Source organism: Oceanobacillus sp. M60, assembly GCF_053839645.1.
Map to the genome: position 1 here is coordinate 288,918 of NZ_JBSSNH010000001.1, position 15,147 is coordinate 304,064.

Consider the following 15,147-nt stretch of genomic DNA (forward strand, 5'->3'; position numbering starts at 1 on the left):
TTAAAAAAGGACCAGACGCATCCAGTCCCTTCTCTGCTTCATTCAATCTATTTTTACTCTTCTCCCCATACATAAGGGGTTTCTTGATACACATAATAATTCAGCCAGTTGGAAAACAGCAGGCTGGAGTGACTCTTCCAACGATGCTTCGGCTGTTTTTCCGGATCATTATTGGGATAATAATTTTCCGGCATAGCTGTATCGATTCCTCGTGCATGGTCTCTTTCATATTCTTCCTTCAATGTGTTTGCCATGTATTCTAAATGCCCGGTTGCCATAATATGCTTTCCATCCTTAGAAGCAAGTAAAAAGACTCCTGCGTCATCGGATACAGCAATCAGCTGCAGTTCAGGATGATTTTCGATTTCTTCCAAAGAAACCGTTGTATAGCGGGAATGCGGGGCTAAGAATACTTCATCAAACCCTCTTACCAGGCGTTCTTTTGGTGTTAACACATCATGTTCAAAAATCCCAAAGCATTTTTTCGGAAGCGGATGCTTATCAATGCCATAATGATGATATAAAGCAGCCTGTGCTCCCCAGCAAATATGCAGGGTGGATGTCACATGATCATTCGTCCAGTCCATAATTTCCTGCAGTTCCTCCCAATAATCCACATCGGTAAAAGACAGATGCTCTACCGGGGAGCCCGTAATAATCATACCGTCAAATGTTTTATCCCGTACCTCCTCAAAGGTCTTATAAAAAGTATCCAGATGATTCTGGTTTGTTGTTTTTGATTCATGTGAAGCCATTCGTAAAAAAGAAATGCGCACCTGTAACGGTGTATTTCCTAAATATCTTAACAATTGCGTTTCTGTTTTTTGCTTTTCCGGCATTAAATTAAGAATAAGAATACTAAGCGGACGAATTTCCTGTGCATCCGCGCGCTGTTCATCCATCACAAATATATTTTCCTCTTCCAGAATTTCTTTTGCAGGCAACTCTCTCGGAATTTTAATCGGCATTGTCTGACCTCCACTTTTTAAGCTTAACTTATTTCAAACGTTCTATTATCAATATGGAATATAACCGTACTGAATGTACAGCTTTTCCAAATTATTCGTCTATTTCTATTGTAATAGCTGGCAAGAAAAGTTCAAGTCCTCTCCCTTATTTTCCTTTAGAAAATCAAAAATGAATTGGATTTGAAAACATCAGGAGGAGCATTTTGTTCTTTTTGAAAATAGTCCAAACTCCCTTACGCTGCATTTTTTCCATCTCAGATAATAATCCTCCAAAGATACGATTAATTTTATTTGGATTGGCAATGCTAATGAGAAGAAATTTATAATGGAAATGAGGATAAATCTATGGCTGATAAAGAAAAATCCACGCACCAAACCAACATGGAAAATGATAAAACCTTAACTACCCGTCAAGGGCATCCGGTAACCAACAACCAAAATATCCGGACCGTCGGCAATCGTGGTCCTGGAACGCTGGAAAACTATGATTTCATTGAAAAAATTAGTCATTTTGACCGTGAAAAAGTTCCAGAACGTATTGTTCACGCACGAGGCGCAGGAGCGCACGGCTATTTTGAAACCTATGGAACGGTCGGTGATGATCCGGTTTCCAAGTACACCAGAGCAAAAGTTTTTCAGGATAAAGGGAAGCAGACCCCTGTATTCGTCCGCTTTTCAACAGTGGTACACGGCAACCATTCGCCGGAAACCGTTCGTGATCCGCGTGGTTTTGCAGTCAAATTTTACACAGAGGATGGCAACTGGGATCTGGTCGGCAACAATATAAAAATATTCTTTATTCGTGATGCAATGAAGTTCCCGGATATGATTCACGCTTTCCGTCCAGATCCCGTAACAAATATTCAGGATTCCGAGCGTTTCTTTGATTTTTGTTCCAATTCTCCAGAGTCCTTTCATATGGTGACCTTTATTTACTCCCCATGGGGCATTCCTGCCAACTACCGCATGATGCAGGGATCTGGTGTAAACACCTATAAATGGGTCAATGAAGCAGGTGAAGCAGTGCTGGTCAAATATCATTGGGAGCCGAAGCAAGGGATTAAAAATTTAACCGCCAAAGAAGCAGCGGAAATTCAAGGTGAAAATTTCAACCATGCGACACAGGATTTATATGACAGCATTGAAAATGGAGATTATCCAGAATGGGAGCTGCTGGTGCAAATCATGTCAGACGATGATCACCCGGAGCTTGATTTTGACCCGTTGGATGATACCAAACTATGGCCAGAGGATAAATTCCCATGGCTGCCAGTCGGGAAAATGGTATTAAATAAAAATCCGGAGAATTATTTCACCGAGGTAGAGCAGGCGTCATTCGGCACCGGTGTATTAGTTGACGGACTGGACTTTTCGGACGATAAAATGCTTCAGGGACGGACCTTCTCTTATTCAGACACACAGCGCTATCGTGTCGGAGCGAACTATTTGCAAGTGCCAATCAACGCAGCGAAAAAACGAGTGGCAACCAATCAGGAAGGCGGACAATTACGTCAGGAAAATGATAAAGCCCCGGGACAAAACCCGCATATCAATTACGAGCCGTCTGTACTCGGCGGTCTGGAGGAAGCAGAGCAGACCGGAAAAGAATATAAACCTTTTGTAGAGGGTCATCTTGTACGCGAATCCATTGACCGCAATGATAATACAAAACAGGCAGGCGAAACCTTCCGTCAGTTTGAAGACTGGGAAAAAGATGAATTATTGTCCAATCTGATTGGCGATTTATCGACCTGTGACAAGCGTATTCAAGATAAAATGATTGCACTCGCAGAAGATGCAGATGAAGAATATGGACGCCGCCTGCGAAAAGGATTAGAACAGGCGAAAAAGCATGGCACCAGTCAAAATCCATTAGGAGCAACGGATGCCGAGCAGGCTCCGAAGCACGCAGAAGAGTTAGGACATGACGCCGACCCTTATTAAAATAAAACAACAGTACCTCGACAATTTCAGTTTTGAGGCACTGTTGTTTTATTTCTCTTCATTCAGAAATGGATTAATCTTTTTTTGATATGCTTTATAATGTGCTTCCCATGATTCCTTTGGAAAATCCATTGGTTTCCCTTCCAGCGCTGCCTGGAACATCTCTAAACATACCTGCCATCCGGCTAAATCCTTCGGGATATGATCGTTCAGATCCGGAACATATTCCTTTAATAAAAGAACACATTCATTTTCTACTGGCTCCAGTTCAAACCGGACAGAACCGTCTCCCCATTCAAATTGCCAATAGGACTGCGCCTGAAAATCTAGAATAGCAATCTCAAAGGAGTTACCTGTTCCATCATTCATATTGAATTTCATTGTTCCGTTTTTACGCAGGTCTACCACTTCTAAGTTCGGCATCCACTGCTGCAGTTTATCATTTTGTGTTAATGTGCTCCACACTGCTTCAACAGAGCTTTTAAATCTTCGTTCAAAGGTTGCTAAATAGCCTTTTTCTGTTTTTTCTACAATGGCTAACATCTATTTTCCTCCAGTAACTAAGTATTAATTCAACTTGTATATATTATAACCGTTTTCCAGCTGTCTAACGATATGCTTCACTCATTTCATCAGGAATCCCCAGTAATAAATGATTCCGCCGGATAGTAATTGATTATTTTACAAAGCTGATTTGCCATATAATCCGGCGATTGTTCAAAATCGTTTTTAATCCAATCTAAAATAATGCCTAAAATCCCATAAGCGTAAAACGAGGTATACATATTATTATCCAGCCCATCATGACACGGGGTAATCAGATTAATATCCTGTTTGAAAAATTGCGTGATAGATTCCAAAAAAGTTTCATAGAATCCTGGAATATCCTCAAATTCCTTCCAAAGCCCATAAAAATGCTTGTTTTCGAGAATATGGTTAAAAATAACAATCTCTGAAGGAGCTAAGGAACTTAAGTGAATATAGTTATTTTTCTTATAAGGAATGCTGAAGGCTTGAATAAGCCCATTTGTCTGGTCCGTGATTATTTCCTTCACTAAATCTGCCTTTTGATTATAATGCCGATAAAAAGTAGCCCGGTTATAATCCGCATAATCAACGATATCTGTCACTGTTATTTGCTCATAATGCTTTTGCTGCATCAATTCAAGCAGCGCATGCTTCAGTAATTTTTTCGTTCTTCTTACCCGCCTGTCCATTATCATATCCTTCGTAACCACACAAACCACCCCAAATCCTTTTTGTTTTTAAACATATTGCAGCAATCTGTTGTTTATGTGTACAGACCATAATATATTACTGATTGAAAGCGCTTTATTAAAAATTTATACTTAGGTTAACTCGTACTTATAGCTTATCATAATTTTAAGATTGATTGGGAGGTCATAACATTGGAAAATCAGTGGAATGAGCAATATGATGTCGTTGTTGTGGGTTCAGGCGCTGGCGGATTAACAGCTGCTTTAACAGCTTGCTTGCGCGGATTATCAGTAATTGTCATTGAAAAAACTGCACTATTTGGCGGCTCCACTTCCAAATCCGGCGGAACCATCTGGATTCCCAACAACCTTTATCTGGAGGAGGCCGGGGTGAAGGACACGTATGAACAGGCAAAATCGTATCTGGATGCTACTGTCGGAGACCGCGTTCCAGATGTATTAAAATCGGCTTATCTGCAAAAAGGACCCGAAATGGTAAAGTATCTGCATGAGAATACAGCACATTTCCGGTGGGAATACACTCCTAAATACTCCGATTATTATCCTGAATCACCTGGAGGTTTAGCATCTGGGAGAGCCGTAGAAGCTCAGCTTTTTGACCTTCGCAATTTAGGAGATGATTTGAAATATTTACGTACTTCCGGCTTGCCAACAAAAGGGATGGTACTAAAATCAAGTGAATTCCACAAAGTAAATATGATCATGAGAACGTGGATTGGAAAAGTAAAGGCAATGAAAGTAGGAATGCGCCTAATTCGCACACTCCTTTCCGGGTATAAACCTACTACCTTAGGAGAAGCTGTTGTTGCCCGCCTGTATACCTCGCTCAAAGAGGCTGGCGGGGAAGTTTGGCTTAACACCCCATTTAAAGATTTGATTTATGAAAATAATCGCGTTACAGGGGTTATCGCCGAAAGAGATGGAAAGGAACTCAACATTCAGGCCCGGGAAGGTGTGGTTTTTGCTTCTGGCGGGTTTTCCCATAGTCCGGATTTACGGGAGAAATATTTACCGCAGCCTTCCAATACGGAATGGACACTGTCAGCTGAAGAGCAGACAGGTGATATTATTGCAGCAGGAGTCAAACTGGGCGGACAATTGGATTTAATGGATAAAATGTGGGGAACTCCTACATCAGCACCACCTGGAGCACCTGCATTTATGCCGGTCGCTGAACGCGCCACGCCCGGCTTGATTATCGTCAACAGCAATGGCGACCGCTATATCAACGAATCAGTTCCGTACCATGAATTTGTTGATCAAATGTATGAAAATAATCATGAAAAGAGCTCCACGATACCATCATGGATGATTTTTGATCAACGGGTGAAGAATCGTTATCTGGTATTCGGAATCATGCCGTTACAGCCGCTTCCTAAAGAATGGTTTGAGACAGGATATGCCAAAAAAGCAAAAACTCCGGAGGTATTAGCCGAGCAGATCAATGTGTCTCCAGAGAAGCTGGCTAATACCATTTCCAGATTTAATACATTTGCAGCCAATGGGCAGGACGAGGATTTTGGACGCGGGAATAGTGCTTATGACAGATATTATGGTGACCCGACACTGGATAACCCTAACCTTGCTCCGCTGAACAAAGCACCATACTATGCAATCCCAATCTACCCGGGCGATATTGGCACCAAAGGCGGTTTGGTCATTGATGCAGCAGCCAGAGTCGTCAGAAAAGATGGCAGACCAATTACAGGATTATATGCTACTGGAAATTGCACCGCTTCTGTCATGGGAGAAACCTATCCCGGACCTGGCGCAACGATTGGGGCATCGATGGTATTTGGTTATGCGGCTGCAGTGGATATAGCTGAAAATATGGGAAAGCAAGACAGGCAAATCCCTAAAGTAACCATGACAGTTTAAGTGTATTTCTGATTTCAAGATGCAGATACAAGATTTTTTGAAAGGTATCCTAACTGAATTACAGTCTAATGTAAAAAGAGGATTCCGATTTACAGATTGCTAAATCGACATCCTCTTTTTTCCTGTATTTCATTCTACTTCATCTCTCCCTTCAAACGAGCAGCGGAAGTTTTCCAGATCTTTTCTTTCTTCTTTTTTGGTTTATTTTTACAAAGCTTCCCTGACTTCCTTACATCCTCCATCCGATAATCAATATGACTTTTCATAGACTCATACGTAAAAAACATGGGATAAATCAGCTCCTGAGAATAAGTTATTTGATACATTTATTGTATCGGCTTACCCTCTCCCGCACATCGGGTCGGTGACTGATTTATCCCTTGAAATTTCCGCTGCTTCAGATGGAAGAAAAACTCCGACTTCCGGCTGAGGGCAGATCCATCCTTCTCAAATTCACGTAGATCTACCTTTCATTAAACCAGTTAGCTTACATCCATCGATTTCTCAATTACCTCCAACACCTGTCGCAGTTCCTGAACTGGAACCTGCCCGGGTGCTGAAGTTCTTTCCCCTGCCCCAAAGGTTAAAACAGATCCGAAAACCTGGCCGGACAGCCGGCTGATTACACCAAGCGGCCCCATCGCCATTGTAATCATGGGCTTCGTGGTATATTCTTTCATCTCATTAGTTGCTGTGAGCAGCTCTAAAACATCCGCAGTCTGATTCGGCATCACGGCAATTTTTAAGATATCACCGCCAAGCTCCTCTGCCCATTTTAAACGGCGGACAATTTCCGATTTAGGCGGTGTTTTTTGAAAATCATGATTGGAAACAATCACATATGTATGCTGCTGATGCGCTGCAGAAATCAGATTTTTAACTGCATCCTCTCCCTGATACAATTCCACATCTACCAAATCTGCAAGCCCTGTCTGGATCACAAATTGATTCAGAGCGATATAATCCGCCTTGGAAATCTTCTTCTCTCCTCCCTCTTGATGGCTTCGGAAGGTAAAAATAAGCGGAATTCCCTTTAAAACTGCCGTTAAATCTTTTAACATCTGTTCCACTGCTGTATGATTTTCCACTTCTTCAAATATATCGGCACGCCATTCAACAACATCTGCTCCTTCTTGCTGATAACGCTCCACCTCTTCCATAAGTGCTGCTTTGTTAGAAGATGTTAAAGGAATACAAATACTTGGTTTCCCCTCTCCTAAGGTTACGTTTCTAATTGTTAATGCTTCTGTCATCATACAACCTCCATTCTTTATTAATTAAAAACCCGATTCTATCACGCAAGATAGTTATCTTTTTTCTTCCCAAAAAAGTGAAAAACTCCCCATGCTCCTCCTACAAATAACATAACCATACTTGAAAGATAAAATACGGCAGAAATTCCATTTAAATCAATAATAATAAATGACAGTAAAGGACCAATTGCTGCGCCTAAATCAACAGCTACTGTATGCAGCGTCATCATCTTAACAGGATTTGTTTTAGCTGCAGCATCTCCTGCCAAAGTATCTGTTATCGTTATAAAATCGTTGTTATCACTTGAAAAAACATGATGATGATTAACAAAGAAATAAAAGATTCCACACTGCCTAACATTAAAAAAGCAGCGCTGCCAAGGAATAATGGAATAAGAATCCAATGATACTTTTGCTTTTGTTTATCGACAAAGCTTCCTATAACAGGGGCAAAAAAGGATCCCAAGCCCAGCGAACTGCTTGAATGATTCCAGCCAGTGTTGCTGCCCCGATAACCATGCCAAATACGGACCAATGCAGATGATACGACTGTTCAATCAAGGGGCTCAAGGTAGAGTTAAAAATACCCATGGTAATATAACCCATCGTTCCTCCGGTAATAATGATGAGAATAATATATGGCTAGACGTATCGATTGCTTCTCCTTTTCCGGCACATGACGATTTACAGCAACCGTATCTTTCTCTGCAGTCGTATTGTTTTTAGGCACCAGTTTGAAGATAAAAGGAAAAACCGCCACAGCTGCCAGCGCAAACAATGTCGTCACAAAAGATATCGGCAACTGATCTGCTAAAAACCCTCCTGCCAGCATACCGGCTAAACCTCCTAATCCCCACAAACCATTATACAATCCCATATACTTTCCTCTCGTTTGTTCCGTAGAAAACGATACAACGGTAAGCATCCCACCCAGCTTCACAAATGACCAGGCGATTCCCCATAAAATTCTGGCAAGCAGAAGGAGCCAAAATCCTTGAAATTGGCCATAGAAGAACGTGCTTAATGCTGCAAAAACCACAGAAATCAATACACCCGAACGGATATCGAACTTGTTGTAAAATATTCCTACAAATGGGGTAATCGGCAAACGGACAAAACGATTAATAGATAACAGGACACCGATTTGCCAAATAGCTGTTAATCCAAAATCCTGTCAGTGTAAGGGCAAGACGATAAAAAGCATGGCATCCCCCAGCAGCGTGATTGCTGTAATCAGGGCAATCCCGATAACTTTTCCTTTATCACTCATGCAAATTGCCCGCTAAGATTAAATGACAGCGACCTTTTTTCATCATCCGTCCCTCCTGCCTTTCTTTTAACATTTCTGCTTCTTATATGTTTAACTTATATTCCAATATATCATAAGTTCCAAAAAAATTTCTTTGTAAATTTATTATTTTTAGAAAAGCCTCGTTTCGTTTTATCGAAGCCTATTTTTCAGAAAGATTTCTATATTTTATTGACAACTAACTGTAACACTGTTATGGTTATACACATAAGTATATAACCATAACACAGTATGACTTAACTATTAATTTATAAAGGAGAATGTATATGGCTTATCCCATTGAAGTACGCCATTTAACGGTACATTATAAGAAATACAAAGCGTTAGAAGATGTAAGCTTCACGCTGTCTCCAGGGAAAGTTCACGGAATACTGGGAAGAAACGGAGCCGGAAAAACAACCCTGTTAACATATCTTGCTTCTTTCCACAAGGTAAAGCGGGGCACGATTGTCATTGACGGCGAAGACCCTTTTGAAAATGAACGAATTTTGCAGGGAACATCTTTTATTTATGATAAAGATAATACCTATGACTACGATAAAATCGCTAAAATACTCAAGGGTATGCTTTATTTCCGTCCGAATTTTGACGAAGCTTATGCCAAAGATTTAGCAGCTAAGTTTAACATTCCGATGGATAAAAGTGCCGACCAATTATCCAAAGGGCAGTATTCCGCTCTACAGGTTACCATTGGCCTGGCAAGCAGAACGCCGCTCACCATTTTTGATGAAGCCTATCTCGGAATGGATGCGCCGGCAAGAGAGTTATTTTATAAAGAAATCTTATTAGAACAGGAGAGACATCCGCGTACAATTTTATTTTCCACCCACCTTGTTTCCGAAATGGAGTACCTTTTTGATGAAGTGCTTATTATCGATAACGGGAAGGTTTTATTGCAGGAAACAAGTGAGCAGCTTCTGGAAAAAGGCTTCTCTATTACAGGGCCTGAAGAAGATGTCGATTCATTTACAGAAACATTGGAAGTGATTCATGAGAAGTCGCTCGGCGGCACTAAATCTGTAATGGTGTATGGAACGTTGACAGAACAAGAACAGCGGGAAGCGGCTGAGCTTGGCTTAGAGGTTGGTACATTATCTTTAAATAATCTATTTATTCATTTGACAAAGGAAGGTGAGGAAACATGAAACAATCTCAATTAGGCTGGTCTTTATTCGTAGAACAGCTAAAATGGGCAGCTTGGTTTTTTGGTATTATGATTATTTTGACGATTGGAATTACGGCATCAACTCAATGGGGTTTCTTGGATAATCTCGATGTCAGCAATACAACTTCGAATGTATTTTTGTTGATTATCGGATTGCTTTATTCTTATGGTTTTTTAGACTACTACTTTAAATTGGGGATCTCCCGGAAAAAGTTCTTTAAAGCTTCCTTATTCGCGTCCGTGTTGCTTTCCGTTATTTTAGCTTTTGCCATGAGTCTCATGATTGGTTTATTTGAGACACTTGTTCCAGCTTTAGGCTTTACTGTCCCATGGTCAGATTTATTGAGCAGCGGCGGCGTATTATCTTTTATAAAAAGTATAGCCGATTATTCTGTCAGTCATTTTTTCTATCTTTTAATTGGCTGGTTTATGGGGCTTGGTTTTTATCGTTTTCGCTGGAAGATTGGATTATTGTTTATCCTTCTTTCCTTTCCATTTTTCGGCGTGTCCGCATTGTTGCAGGATCAGGATGACATTGCACATACGATTAACTTTTTCACCTCTAACTCGCTCATTATCAGTATGGGACCCTATGTTATTTTCTTTATCATGATAGTCATTTTAATTATCTGTAACTACCGTCTGACCAAGGACGCACCAATTCGATTATAAAACCCTGCCAGAAAGGAGGCTATACACACGATGTCTACACAATTTCGAAGTGATAAACCTATCTTTGTTCAAGTTCGTGAACAGATTGAAGACCAGATAGTTAATAATCAGCTAAAGGAAGGTGAACAGGCTCCTTCCACCAATCAGCTGGTTCAATTTTACAAAATTAATCACGCCACCATCTCCAAAGGCGTCACACAGCTTGTAGATGAAGGCATTCTATACAAAAAGCGAGGTGTCGGCATGTTTGTCGCAGAAGGAGCAAAACAAAAACTCGTTCAAAAACGGAAGCAGGCGTTTATGAATGATTACGTTATCGGTTTAGTCCAGGAGGCAGAAAAGCTTCTTATCACTGAGGACGAAATTATTGATTTAATCAAAAAAGCAAGAAAGGGGGATAAAGCATGAGTTATGCCATCGAAGCAAAGGATGTCAGTGTACGATATAAAGATTTCACCGCCATCGATCAAGTCAGTTTTCAGCTGGAATCGGGAAAAATCCATGGTTTGCTAGGTAGAAACGGAGCGGGAAAAACCTCCTTATTATCGGTTCTATCCGCTTTTCGAAAAACAGATACAGGCAATCTTATCATCGACGGCGAAGACCCTTTTGAAAACCCAAGAATCATGCAGGACACGATTTTCATATTTGATCAGCACAAGGATTTGGAATACAGCTATGATAAGGTTGGGGAAACATTAAAGGAAATGGCTTACTTTCGTCCAAATTTTGATGAAACCCTTGCCCTTCAGTTAGCTGAAAAGTTCAAGCTTCCTTTAAATAAAAAAGTGAATCAGCTGTCAAAAGGAAAAAAATCAGCATTTCAGGCTATTATCGGCTTAGCGTCTAGAGCTCCTCTAACTATTTTTGATGAAGCTTATCTCGGTATGGATGCGCCGACAAGAGAAACTTTTTATAATGAAATTTTAAATGATCAGGAAAAGCATCCAAGAACGATTATCTTTTCAACCCATCTCGTTTCGGAAACCGATTATCTTTTTGATGAGGTGCTGATGATTCATAACGGAAAGGTTTTATTGCAGGATACCAATGAGCAGGTTATTTCCAAAGGATTCTCCATTACTGGTTCATTGGAGCAGGTGGATGATTTCACAAAAGAATTAGAAGTCTTAAACAGTCAGCTCCTTGGCGGAACAAAATCTGTCATGGTATACGGCGAACTCTCTGAACAGCAGAAAAATGCAGCAAATCAAGCCGGGCTGGACATCGGTCCCCTCTCTCTTCATGATTTGTTTGTGCATTTGACAAAGGAGGAAAAGGAATGAGTGCGATTATCTTATCACCTGCAACAATGGCTAGATTCTTATTTATGGAACAATTGAAATGGACCATGTGGTTTCTTTCCTTTATGTTTGTAATTTATATTGTTGTCGTCAGCTTTGCTTCTGGCCCCCATTCCAGTTTTATTGATTTGGTAAACTTTTCTAATGGGTCATCATCTATTTATATGTTCGTCCTTGGCATTCTGACAACATCCTCCTTCTTTTATTATTACATGCAGCAGGGAATAACCAGGAAAAATTTCTTTCTCGGTACGATGTTATCATCTGTTCTGCTCTCTATTGCCATAACGATCATCCTGGTTGTGTCAGGCTTTATCCTTCAATTCATTTCTGGGTGGGCAGGCTGGAATATCCATACACAGGAATTTGATTATACAAGCAGCTTTTCCGCATTCCTTTATGTCTTTGGCAGCCTGGTTATGTTGCACCTTATTTACTTTTTAATCGGCTGGATGATAGGTCTGACTTTCTATCGTTCAGGCTGGCGATATGGACTGCTCTCTATTGCATGCAGCATTCTTATTATCGCAATAGCAGGCATTTTTATAGAGGCCACTCATTTTTCCTTTTTCACAAATATCATCACGGTGCCGACGTTTATAGCGATGCCAGTGAGTATTGTATTAATTGTTCTGCTTCTTGGCGTTAATTATCGTTTGATTAAAGATATCACGATAAAAATATGATTTGGTACCTGTTTAAATACAGCACTAAAAAGAACAGCGCATTTCTTCGATGAAGAACTATGCGCTGCTCTTTTTTCTATTTCAACTGCTGTTCCGCAAAAGAACGATACAGTTCATGTGACTCCAGTAATTCCTGATGTGTTCCTTTCCCGGTAATCTCTCCATTTTCAATAAAGATAATTTGATCCGCATCAATTATCGTTGCTAAACGATGGGCAATCACAAATGTCGTTCTTCCCTCCATTAATCGCTGCAGGGCTTTTTGAACCACCTGCTCCGATTGACTGTCGAGACTTGCCGTTGCTTCATCAAGCAATAAAATCTTCGGATCACGTAAGAAGGCTCTGGCAATATTAATACGCTGGCGTTGTCCGCCGGATAATTTCGTACCGCGCTCGCCGACTTGCGTGTCCATTCCATTTGGCAGCTCTTGAATAAATTGTGCGGCATAAGCCATTTCCGCAACGGCCCAAAGCTTTTCATCAGCAATTTCTTCTGCATCTTCCAGGCCATAGGTTAAATTATCTCGAATCGTACCAGACATCATCGAGCTTTCCTGGGACACATATCCGAGCTGGGAACGCCAGGACGCCAATGAAATATCCTGAATTGATTCGCCGCCAAGCAGGATAGCTCCCTCATTGGGCTCATAATAGCGTTCAATCAGACCAAATACAGTGGTTTTTCCTCCGCCGCTCGGCCCGGCAAATGCCACCATTTCTCCTGGTGCCGCAGAAAATGATAAGTTGTTTAAAACCTGCTCGCCCGCTTCATACGAAAAGCTCACTTCTTCAAATGCCAGCGGAAGCTCGCTAATTTGTTTTGCAGAACCAGGCAATACTTCTTCCTCTTCTTCCCGTAAAATTTCTGAAATTCGTTCCGTAGCACCTTTTGCCTTTTGCAATTCTGTAAAGAACATCGCAAAGGTTGTAATAGGAAAGACAATCTGGAATAAATACAAGAGAAATGCGACAAGCGATCCCGTTGTCATCGTTCCCTGCTCCACGCGAATACCGCCGTAGCCGATAATCATCACGATGACAAGCATCACAACCATATACATAAACGGTGCAATGACTGAGAATATCTTCGCTTCTTTCAAGCCTGTCTGCAATAGCTTAAAAATCCCCTGTAACCCCCGCGTTTCTTCCTTCTGTTCCGCCGTGGAAGATTTCATCAGTTTGATTTCACTGACGGTCTGCTGGATCTCTCCTTGAAAATTAGCTGTTTGATCCTGCAGACTCCGGGATACTTTTGCCATCTTATTCCCAAGCGGCAGCATTACAATCAGCGTAATCGGGACAGCGATAAACATGATCAATGTCATTTTCCAGTCCATAAACAGCAGGATAATGACCGCTCCAATAATGGAAATCAGACCGGAAATAAATTGCGGAAAATGCTGAGAAACCAAATCCTTTACAATCCCCGTGTCATTGATTACACGACTGACGGATTCCCCGCTCGGCTGCTTTTGAAAATAAGAAACCGGCAGGCGAATCAGCTTTTTCCACAATATTTCTCTGAGTCTTGCCACTACTTTTTGCCCGACATAAGCCAGTGCATAAGCTGACAGCCCATCCACCAGCGCATGTACGATAAATACGCCGATGATTAGAACAATAAAGCGCCAATCTAAATCTGCAATCGAAAAACCGTCCACAAGCTCCCTTGTCAACAGTGGGATGGTCAGCCCTACCAGCGTAGTCAGCACACTTCCAATTAACCCTAAAATTAATACAAGCTTCGGTATCCTAGTAGATAGTAACAGCTTGATAAAATTACTTGATGATTGTTTCGATGCTTTCATTTAATTCTCTCCTTCTTCCTCATCCCATAATGGACCCATATAATCTATTATCATTTGCTGCAGCCAAGCTTCTTCCTCTTCTGTGATTGGTGTCGGGACAAGACGCTCTATCTCTTGAATATACGTATTTATGCGTTCTTCATTCTCTTTGTCCCCCATATCCAAGGAAAAGATATCCGCAAGTTCTTTCAACGAATTCACATCCGTTACCTCCATGATAAAGCGGTAAAAATCATCCAGCATTTGTTGGACTTCAGGATGATTTGCCGGTTTTCCACAATGTTTCCTGACTCGTTTGTAAAATGTCAGTAATCTTTGTTCAAAGAACATTTTCTCCTTCGCTGTCTGCGGAAACATTTTCTTTATAATATCATCCTTAATAATTCCTTTAGCCAGCTCTTCCTGCTTTCTCTCATTTTGCATACTTGCCAGTAAGCTGATGAGAACAGCCTGATCCACTTCTTTTTCATTTTCCAGAAGATGCACCGTGCGCTGGATGGCCTCCAAAGCAATATCAATCTGTTCCCTATCCTTGATCAGCTTCGATTCCTGCAGCCTTAACGTGTCGATAAAGCTTAAATCGAACGTATCTGGCTGCATATGATGCTTGATGTCATCCAAGCTCATCCCTAAAAATTTCATCGTCATGATTTTATGCAGCTGGATCATATCCTCTTTTTCATAAATACGATGACCTCTATATTTATCCCGTTTTGGCTTTAATATATCCTTCTCATCATAATAATGCAGTGTCCGCACAGATACGCCTGTTGATTTAGCAAATTCGCTGATGGAGAATGTTTCGTTTTTCATTTCCGCTCTAATCTCCTCTCACTTGATAGCTCTATCATACCACCTCACGTAACGTCAGGCGCAAGCATAAAATAAAACTTCATTCAGTGGGAATTTTTGCTTTTTTC

At 41.0% G+C, this 15,147-nt stretch carries 16 protein-coding genes; 7 read left to right on the top strand and 9 right to left on the bottom strand.

Annotated features, from left to right (window positions below; translation table 11 throughout):
• Positions 1 to 53: 53 nt before the first annotated feature.
• The gene (gene metA, locus ACW0TQ_RS01500; RefSeq protein WP_042532005.1) at positions 54 to 968 is read right to left on the bottom strand and encodes a homoserine O-acetyltransferase MetA; all 915 of its coding nucleotides are present in this window, start codon (positions 966 to 968) and stop codon (positions 54 to 56) included.
• Positions 969 to 1,313: 345 nt separating this feature from the next.
• On the opposite strand from metA, the gene ACW0TQ_RS01505 reads away from it, so the two are divergent.
• Positions 1,314 to 2,912, top strand: a complete 1,599-nt coding sequence (locus ACW0TQ_RS01505; protein ID WP_042532002.1) for a catalase — start codon at positions 1,314 to 1,316, stop codon at positions 2,910 to 2,912.
• Between the two features lie 48 nt (positions 2,913 to 2,960).
• On the opposite strand, the gene ACW0TQ_RS01510 is transcribed toward ACW0TQ_RS01505, so the two are convergent.
• The gene (locus ACW0TQ_RS01510) at positions 2,961 to 3,455 is read right to left on the bottom strand and encodes an SRPBCC family protein (RefSeq protein WP_042532000.1); all 495 of its coding nucleotides are present in this window, start codon (positions 3,453 to 3,455) and stop codon (positions 2,961 to 2,963) included.
• An 89-nt stretch (positions 3,456 to 3,544) separates the two neighbouring features.
• Positions 3,545 to 4,150 carry a TetR/AcrR family transcriptional regulator gene (locus ACW0TQ_RS01515; RefSeq protein WP_042531999.1) on the bottom strand — a complete coding sequence of 202 codons (606 nt, stop codon included), beginning with the start codon at positions 4,148 to 4,150 and terminating at the stop codon, positions 3,545 to 3,547.
• A gap of 171 nt (positions 4,151 to 4,321) precedes the next feature.
• On the opposite strand from ACW0TQ_RS01515, the gene ACW0TQ_RS01520 reads away from it, so the two are divergent.
• Complete coding sequence (locus tag ACW0TQ_RS01520) at positions 4,322 to 6,028, top strand: FAD-dependent oxidoreductase (RefSeq protein WP_212928593.1); 1,707 nt, start codon at positions 4,322 to 4,324, stop codon at positions 6,026 to 6,028.
• Positions 6,029 to 6,510: 482 nt separating this feature from the next.
• On the opposite strand, the gene aroD is transcribed toward ACW0TQ_RS01520, so the two are convergent.
• The 4 genes from aroD to ACW0TQ_RS01540 are packed head-to-tail and all read right to left on the bottom strand — an operon-like array spanning position 6,511 to position 8,389.
• Positions 6,511 to 7,281, bottom strand: a complete 771-nt coding sequence (gene aroD / locus ACW0TQ_RS01525) for a type I 3-dehydroquinate dehydratase (protein ID WP_042531995.1) — start codon at positions 7,279 to 7,281, stop codon at positions 6,511 to 6,513.
• 41 nt (positions 7,282 to 7,322) lie between these two features.
• Positions 7,323 to 7,685 carry a hypothetical protein gene (locus ACW0TQ_RS01530; RefSeq protein ID WP_042531992.1) on the bottom strand — a complete coding sequence of 121 codons (363 nt, stop codon included), beginning with the start codon at positions 7,683 to 7,685 and terminating at the stop codon, positions 7,323 to 7,325.
• Positions 7,686 to 7,719: 34 nt separating this feature from the next.
• Complete coding sequence (locus ACW0TQ_RS01535) at positions 7,720 to 7,887, bottom strand: hypothetical protein (protein ID WP_175297032.1); 168 nt, start codon at positions 7,885 to 7,887, stop codon at positions 7,720 to 7,722.
• Positions 7,859 to 8,389, bottom strand: a complete 531-nt coding sequence (locus ACW0TQ_RS01540; RefSeq protein ID WP_175297031.1) for an MFS transporter — start codon at positions 8,387 to 8,389, stop codon at positions 7,859 to 7,861. The genes ACW0TQ_RS01535 and ACW0TQ_RS01540 overlap by 29 nt, the downstream gene beginning before the upstream one ends.
• Before the next feature lie 467 nt (positions 8,390 to 8,856).
• Between ACW0TQ_RS01540 and ACW0TQ_RS01545 the strand changes: the two genes are divergently transcribed.
• Genes ACW0TQ_RS01545 through ACW0TQ_RS01565 form a run of 5 tightly spaced genes read left to right on the top strand, consistent with a single transcriptional unit; the run spans position 8,857 to position 12,417 of the window.
• Positions 8,857 to 9,735 (top strand): ATP-binding cassette domain-containing protein, encoded by an 879-nt coding sequence (locus ACW0TQ_RS01545; protein ID WP_042531990.1) that lies wholly within the window; start codon positions 8,857 to 8,859, stop codon positions 9,733 to 9,735.
• Entirely contained in the window at positions 9,732 to 10,427 is a 696-nt protein-coding gene (locus ACW0TQ_RS01550; protein WP_042531988.1) for a hypothetical protein, read from the top strand. The genes ACW0TQ_RS01545 and ACW0TQ_RS01550 overlap by 4 nt, the downstream gene beginning before the upstream one ends.
• A gap of 30 nt (positions 10,428 to 10,457) precedes the next feature.
• Complete coding sequence (locus ACW0TQ_RS01555) at positions 10,458 to 10,835, top strand: GntR family transcriptional regulator (RefSeq protein ID WP_042531986.1); 378 nt, start codon at positions 10,458 to 10,460, stop codon at positions 10,833 to 10,835.
• Positions 10,832 to 11,713, top strand: coding sequence for an ATP-binding cassette domain-containing protein (locus tag ACW0TQ_RS01560; RefSeq protein WP_193064022.1), 882 nt, complete (start codon positions 10,832 to 10,834; stop codon positions 11,711 to 11,713). Before ACW0TQ_RS01555 ends, ACW0TQ_RS01560 begins: the two co-directional genes overlap by 4 nt.
• The gene (locus ACW0TQ_RS01565) at positions 11,710 to 12,417 is read left to right on the top strand and encodes a hypothetical protein (protein ID WP_193064023.1); all 708 of its coding nucleotides are present in this window, start codon (positions 11,710 to 11,712) and stop codon (positions 12,415 to 12,417) included. Before ACW0TQ_RS01560 ends, ACW0TQ_RS01565 begins: the two co-directional genes overlap by 4 nt.
• Positions 12,418 to 12,493: 76 nt before the next feature.
• On the opposite strand, the gene ACW0TQ_RS01570 is transcribed toward ACW0TQ_RS01565, so the two are convergent.
• Positions 12,494 to 14,227 carry an ABC transporter ATP-binding protein gene (locus ACW0TQ_RS01570; RefSeq protein ID WP_256705715.1) on the bottom strand — a complete coding sequence of 578 codons (1,734 nt, stop codon included), beginning with the start codon at positions 14,225 to 14,227 and terminating at the stop codon, positions 12,494 to 12,496.
• Entirely contained in the window at positions 14,228 to 15,040 is an 813-nt protein-coding gene (locus ACW0TQ_RS01575) for a MerR family transcriptional regulator (protein WP_212928591.1), read from the bottom strand.
• Between the last annotated feature and the right edge of the window lie 107 nt (positions 15,041 to 15,147).